Genomic DNA, 6147 nt, shown 5'->3' with positions numbered 1-6147 from the left:
TCAACGCCATCGAGGTGTTCTGCTCGGCCAGCAGGAAGGTGACCCGCTCCTTCTGGTTCAGGTCCTTCACGATCTCGAAGACCTCCTCGACGATCTGCGGCGCGAGGCCCATCGACGGCTCGTCGAGCAGCACCATGCGCGGGTTGGCCATCAGCGCCCGGCCGATCGCGCACATCTGCTGCTCGCCGCCCGAGGTGTAGGCGGCCTGGCTGGTGCGCCGGGTCTTGAGCCGCGGGAAATAGGTGTAGACCTTCTCCAGGTTGGCTGCCACCTCGGCCCGGTCGTGGCGGGTGTAGGCGCCGGTGAGCAGGTTCTCCTCGATCGTCAGGTGGGCGAAGCAGTGCCGGCCCTCCATCACCTGCACCACCCCGCGGTCCACCAGCGCGGCGGGCGAGAGCTTCTCGATCCGCTCGCCGCGCAGCCGGATCGCGCCCTTGGTCACCTCGCCGCGCTCGCCCTCCAGCAGGTTGGAGATCGCGCGCAGCGTGGTCGTCTTGCCCGCGCCGTTGCCGCCGAGCAGCGCGACGATCGCACCCTCGGGCACCGCGAGCGACACGCCCTTCAGTACCAGGATCACGTGGTGGTAGATCACTTCGATGCCGTTGACGTCGAGCAGTGGCGCGGCGGCATCGCCGGCGGGGATGGTGGCGGCCATGGCGTCAGGAGCAGGAACGAGGGGTGACGTTCTTGTCCTTGGCGTACTTGGCCGAGAACTCCTTGACCAGCGGGTCGATGTGGGTCTTGTCGGCCTGGTACCAGTCGGACTTGATCTCCCACTTGCCGCCGTCCCACTGCACGATGCGCGCCCAGTCGGTGCCCATGTGGTTCTGGCAGGAGGTCTTGATCGGCCGCATTACCTCGCCGAAACCGAGCGCCTTCAACTTGTCGGCGGTGAGGTCCAGGTTCTCGTAGCCCCAGCGCACCTGCTCGGGCGTCAGCGTCTTGCCCTTGCCGTAGCGCTCCTGCGCGGCGCGGATGGCTTCCACCTGCAGCATCGAGATCATCATGCCGCGTGTGTGCGCCAGCGTGCCGACGCTCGTCGCCGGGCCGCTGCCCTGGTTCTTGTCGTAGACGAACTTCTTCAGGTCGTCGTGGACCTTGTCCTTGGCCGCGCTGTTGTGGATGGTGATGGCGTTGTAGCCCTTCGCACCCGCACCGATGTCCTTCACGTCGTGGTCGGAACCGGCCCACCAGATGGCATAGATCTTCTCGCGCGGATAGCCGCTCGCCTGCGCCTCGCGGATGCCGGCGGGCGTCATCACGCCGGCCGACCAGAACAGCACGTAGTCCGGCCGCTGCTGGCGGATCTGCAGCCAAGTGGACTTCTGCTCCACGCCGGGCGGCGTGACCGGGAACAGGCTCAGCTCGAAACCGTCGGCCACGGCTTTCTTCTGCAGCAGCGGGATCGGCTCCTTGCCGTAGGGGCTGTCGTGGTAGACCAGCGCGATCTTCTTGCCCTTCAGGCTGCCCTTCTCCTTCTTCGCGATGTCCTGCAGCATCACGTCGGCGGCGGTCCAGTAGGTGCCGAGCAGGGGGAAATTCCACTGGAACACGGTGCCGTCGACCGACTGCGACAGGCCGTAGCCGGGCGTCTCGATCGACACCTTGTCGTTGTAGGCCTTGTCGGTGACCGCGAAGGTGATGCCGGTGGACTGCGGATCGAAGCCCGAGGCGCCGGTGCCCTTGCCCTTTAGGCGTTCGTAGCACTCCACGCCCTTGGCCGCGTCGTAGGCGGTCTCGCATTCCTCGAACGACAGCTTCACGCCGTTGACGCCGCCGTCGCGGGCGTTGATCAGCTTCAGGTAGTCCTGCTTGCCGTCGGCCCAGGGAATGCCCAGCGGCGCGAACTGGCCGGTGCGGTAGACCAGCAGCGGGATGAACTGCTCGTTGGCCGCCTGCGCCTGCGCGAGGGTGGACGTGGCGAGCGCCGAGAGTCCGGCAGCGGCCACGGCCGCAGCGAGCGCGATCTTCTTGAGTTGCATGGCGAGTCTCCTGGTTATGTGCGCCGCGCAGGGCGGTGCTGGGTTGAAAGCGGGGGAAATCGGTGCGGGATCAGTGGGGGAAGGGCCAGAGTCGCAGCTTTTGGCGGGCGGTGGACCACAGCCGCGCCAGGCCGTGCGGCTCGACGATCAGGAAGAACACAATCAGCGCGCCGAAGATCATGTGCTCCAGATGCGAGGCGGTGGCGGTCGAGATCGACAGGCCCAGCCAGTGCGGCACGTAGTTCAGGAACAGCGGCAGCAGCACGATGAAGGCCGCGCCGAAGAAGCTGCCGGCGATCGAGCCGAGCCCGCCGATGATGATCATGAACAGCAGCTGGAACGACTTGTCGATGCCGAATGCCGCCGGCTCCCAGGCGCCCAGGTGCACGAAGCCCCACAGCGCGCCGGCCACGCCGACGATGAAGCTGCTGACCGCGAAGGCGGTGAGCTTGGCGTACACCGGCCGGATGCCGATCACCGCGGCCGCCACGTCCATGTCGCGCATCGCCATCCATTCGCGGCCGATCGCGCCGCGCACCAGGTTCTTCGCGAGCAGCCCGAACGCCACGACCAGCGTGAGGCACAGCAGGTACTTCTGCACCGGCGTATCGAAGGTGTAGCCGCCGATCTGCAGCGTGCCGACGCTCACCGAGCCGGACGACGAATCGTTGGTCACCCACTTCACCCGGTTGGTGAACCAGTCGACGAAGAACTGCGCGGCGAGCGTGGCGACCGCCAGGTAGAGGCCGCGGATGCGCAGCGACGGAATGCCGAACAGCACGCCGGCCACCGTGGCCGCCAGCCCGCCGCCGAGCAGCGCCAGCAGCAGCGGCATGCCCTCGATCCGCGCCTGCAGGTTGTAGGCCGCGTACGCGCCCACCGCCATGAAGGCTCCGGTGCCGAGCGAGATCTGGCCGCAGTAGCCGACCAGGATGTTGAGGCCGATCGCCGCCATCGACAGGATCAGGAACGGCGTGATGACCGCGCGGAAGGCGTAGTCGCTCGCCAGCATCGGCACCGCGACGAAGGCGAGGGCGGCGAGCGCCAGCATCGCCCAGCGGTCCTGCGCCACCGGGAACAGCGCGAGGTCGGCGCGGTAGCTGCTCTTGAACTGGCCGTTTTCACGATAGAACATGGCTCGGGCCCCTCACACGCGATCAATAATTTTGTCGCCGAACAAACCCTGCGGCCGCACCAGCAGGAAGCCCAGCGCCAGCACGTAGGCGAACCAGTTCTCGATGCCGCCGCCGACGAAGGGGCCGAGGTAGATCTCCGACAGCTTCTCGCCCACGCCGATGATCAGCCCGCCCAAGATCGCACCCGGCACCGAGGTCAGGCCGCCCAGGATCACCACCGGGAACGCCTTGAGCGCCACCAGCGAGATCGAGAACTGCACGCCGAGCTTGGAGCCCCAGATCACGCCCGCCACCAGCGCGACGATGCCGCCGACCGACCAGACGATCACCCAGATGCGCGACAGCGGGATGCCGATGGACTGCGCCGCCTGGTGGTCGTCGGCCACCGCGCGCAGCGCCCGGCCGGTGCGGGTCTTCTGGAAGAAGAGTGTCAGCGTGGCGACCAGCAGCGCGGCGATGAAGGCGGCGTACAGGTCTTCCTTCGACAGCAGCAGGCCGCCGTCGAACACGTTCTCCAGCACCATCATCGGATCCTTCGGCATGCCGATGTCGATCTTGTAGGTGGCGCTGCCGAACAGCAGCTGGCCGGCACCGTCGAGGAAGTAGCTGATGCCGAGCGTCGCCATCAGCAGCGTGATGCCTTCCTGGTTCACCAGCCGGCGCAGCGCCAGCCGCTCGACCAGCCAGGCGACCGCCACCATCGTCAGCACCGCGCCGGCGAAGGCGAGCAGGTTGGCGAGCAGCGGGTTGTCGAAGCCAAACCACTTCGGGAACCACTCGGCATAGCGCGCCATCGCGAGCGCCGCGAACAGCACCATCGCGCCCTGCGCGAAATTGAACACGCCCGAGGCCTTGAATATGAGCACGAAGCCGAGCGCGACCAGCGCGTAGAGCATGCCGGCCATCAGGCCACCGAACACCGTTTCGAGGAAAAATCCCATGTCTGTTCCCGTCCTGGTGTCAGTGCCCGGCGCCGAGGTAGGCGCGGATCACGTCGGGGTTCTGGCGCACGGCATCGGGCGTGCCATCGCCGATCTTCTTGCCGTAGTCGAGTACCACGACGCGGTCGGAGATGTCCATCACCACGCCCATGTCGTGCTCGATCAGCACGATGGTGGTGCCGAATTCGTCGTTCACGTCGAGGATGAAGCGGCACATGTCCTGCTTCTCCTCCACGTTCATGCCGGCCATGGGCTCGTCGAGCAGCAGCACCTGCGGCTCCATGGCCAGGGCCCGGCCCAGGTCCACGCGCTTTTGCAGGCCGTAGGGCAACTGGCCCACGGGCGCCTTGCGCCAGGCCTGGATCTCCAGGAAGTCGATGATGCGCTCGACCACTTCGCGGTGACGGATCTCCTCGGCCACCGCCGGCCCCAGTCGCAGGGCCTGCATCAGCAGGTTGCTGCGGATCTTCAGGTTGCGGCCGGACATGATGTTGTCGAGCACGCTCATGCCCTTGAAAAGCGCCAGGTTCTGGAAGGTGCGCGCCACGCCCATCTCGGCCACCTGGCGGCTGTTCATGTGCGCGAAGGTCTTGCCCCGGAAGGTGATGGAGCCTTCCTGCGGCGCATAGACGCCGTTGATGCAGTTGAGCATCGAACTCTTGCCGGCGCCGTTCGGGCCGATGATGGAGCGGATCTCGTGCTCGCGCACGTCGAACGAGATGTCGGTGAGCGCCTTCACCCCGCCGAAGCGCAGGCTGATGTTGCGCACGTCGAGGATCACGTCGCCGGTCTTCTTGTGGGGAGTGGTCATGGCGTTGTACGTTGCGCTGCGGCGCGGGGTCAGGCGGCCTGCCGCACGGGCGGGAAGGTCTTCGCGTCCTCGATGCGCAGCGTGGCGCTCACGCGGCCCGTGCGCCCGTCCTCGAACTTCACCTGCGTCTCGATGAACTGCTCCGTGCGGCCCGCGTAGAGCGCATCGACCAGCACGCCGTACTTGTCGGCGATGAAGCCGCGGCGGACCTTGTTGGTGCGCGTGAGCTCGCCGTCGTCGGCGTCCAGCTCCTTGTGCAGCACCAGGAAGCGGGCGACCTGGCTGCCCGCGAGCAGGCCGTCGGCCGCGAGGTCGGCGTTCACCTTCTCCACGCAGTCGCGGACCAGCGCCAGCACCTCGGGCTTGGCCGCGAGGTCGGTGTAGCCCGCGTACGGCAGGTTCTGCCGCTCCGCCCAGTTGCCCACCGCCTCGAAATCGATGTTGATCAGCGCGCAGACCTTGTCGCGGCCATTGCCGAGCGCCACGGCTTCCTTGATGTGCGGGAAGAACTTGAGCTTGTTCTCCACGTACTTGGGCGCGAACATCGCTCCGTCGTGCGCGCCGCCCGCGAGGCGCCCCACATCCTTCACGCGGTCGATGATCTTGAGCTGACCGCTCGCGTCCAGGAAACCCGCATCGCTCGTGCGGTACCAGCCGTCCGGCGTGAGCACTTCCGCCGTCGCCTCGGGGTTCTTGTAGTAGCCGCGCAGCAGGCCCGCGGACTTCACGAGGATCTCGCCGTTGCCGTCCACCTTGATCTCCACCCCGCGGATCGGCACGCCCACGGTGTCGGCATGCACCGCGTCGTCGGGCTGCAGGCACACGAACACCGCCGTCTCGGTGGAGCCGTAGAGCTGCTTGAGGTTGATGCCGATCGAGCGGTAGAACGTGAACAGGTCCGGCCCGATCGCCTCGCCGGCCGTGTAGGCCACGCGCACCCGCGAGAAACCCAGCGTGTTGCGCAGCGGGCCATAGACCAGCAGGTCGCCCGCCGCGTAGCGCAGCCGGTCCCACCAGCCCACCGCCTGGCCGCTCTGCAGCGCCGGGCCCACGCGGCGCGCATGCGCCATGCAGGTGCGGAACAGCCAGCGCTTGAAGGCGCCCGCGTCCTCCATGCGGATCGTCACGCTGGTGAGCAGGCCTTCGAAGATGCGCGGCGGCGCGAAGTAGTAGGTGGGCCCGATCTCCTTGAGGTCGATCGACACCGTGGCCGCCGACTCGGGGCAGTTCACCACGTAGCCGCAGGCCAGCCACTGCGCATAGCTGAAGATGTTCTG

6 protein-coding genes are annotated in these 6147 nt (G+C 67.2%); all 6 read right to left on the bottom strand.

Going from position 1 to position 6147, the window contains the following annotated elements; all coding sequences use genetic code 11:
- A partial coding sequence (locus QZ500_RS13465) for an ABC transporter ATP-binding protein (RefSeq protein WP_295855919.1) occupies positions 1-655 on the bottom strand: 655 nt, incomplete at its 3' end.
- A gap of 4 nt (positions 656-659) precedes the next feature.
- Positions 660-1982, bottom strand: coding sequence for an ABC transporter substrate-binding protein (locus QZ500_RS13460; RefSeq protein WP_295855918.1), 1323 nt, complete (start codon positions 1980-1982; stop codon positions 660-662).
- A gap of 70 nt (positions 1983-2052) precedes the next feature.
- Positions 2053-3117: a branched-chain amino acid ABC transporter permease gene (locus tag QZ500_RS13455; RefSeq protein WP_295855917.1), complete on the bottom strand. Its 1065-nt coding sequence runs from the start codon at positions 3115-3117 to the stop codon at positions 2053-2055.
- Between the two features lie 12 nt (positions 3118-3129).
- Complete coding sequence (locus QZ500_RS13450) at positions 3130-4059, bottom strand: branched-chain amino acid ABC transporter permease (RefSeq protein WP_295855916.1); 930 nt, start codon at positions 4057-4059, stop codon at positions 3130-3132.
- Positions 4060-4078: 19 nt separating this feature from the next.
- Complete coding sequence (locus QZ500_RS13445; protein ID WP_295855915.1) at positions 4079-4870, bottom strand: ABC transporter ATP-binding protein; 792 nt, start codon at positions 4868-4870, stop codon at positions 4079-4081.
- 29 nt (positions 4871-4899) lie between these two features.
- Positions 4900-6147 (bottom strand): AMP-binding protein (locus tag QZ500_RS13440; RefSeq protein ID WP_295855914.1); only part of this gene is annotated, 1248 nt, incomplete at its 5' end.

Origin of the sequence: uncultured Xylophilus sp., from assembly GCA_913776965.1 — a bacterium.
Lineage (GTDB): Bacteria > Pseudomonadota > Gammaproteobacteria > Burkholderiales > Burkholderiaceae_C > Xylophilus.
The sequence above is the reverse complement of the archived record's forward strand: the minus strand, read 5'-3'. Positions and strand labels throughout refer to the sequence as shown.

Excerpts from the sequence above, each read along its gene's own strand:
- QZ500_RS13460 (WP_295855918.1), bottom strand. The coding sequence starts at position 1,982 with ATGCAACTCAAGAAGATCGCGCTCGCTGCGGCCGTGGCCGCTGCCGGA.
- QZ500_RS13455 (WP_295855917.1), bottom strand. The coding sequence starts at position 3,117 with ATGTTCTATCGTGAAAACGGCCAGTTCAAGAGCAGCTACCGCGCCGAC.
- QZ500_RS13450 (WP_295855916.1), bottom strand. The coding sequence starts at position 4,059 with ATGGGATTTTTCCTCGAAACGGTGTTCGGTGGCCTGATGGCCGGCATG.
- QZ500_RS13445 (WP_295855915.1), bottom strand. The coding sequence starts at position 4,870 with ATGACCACTCCCCACAAGAAGACCGGCGACGTGATCCTCGACGTGCGC.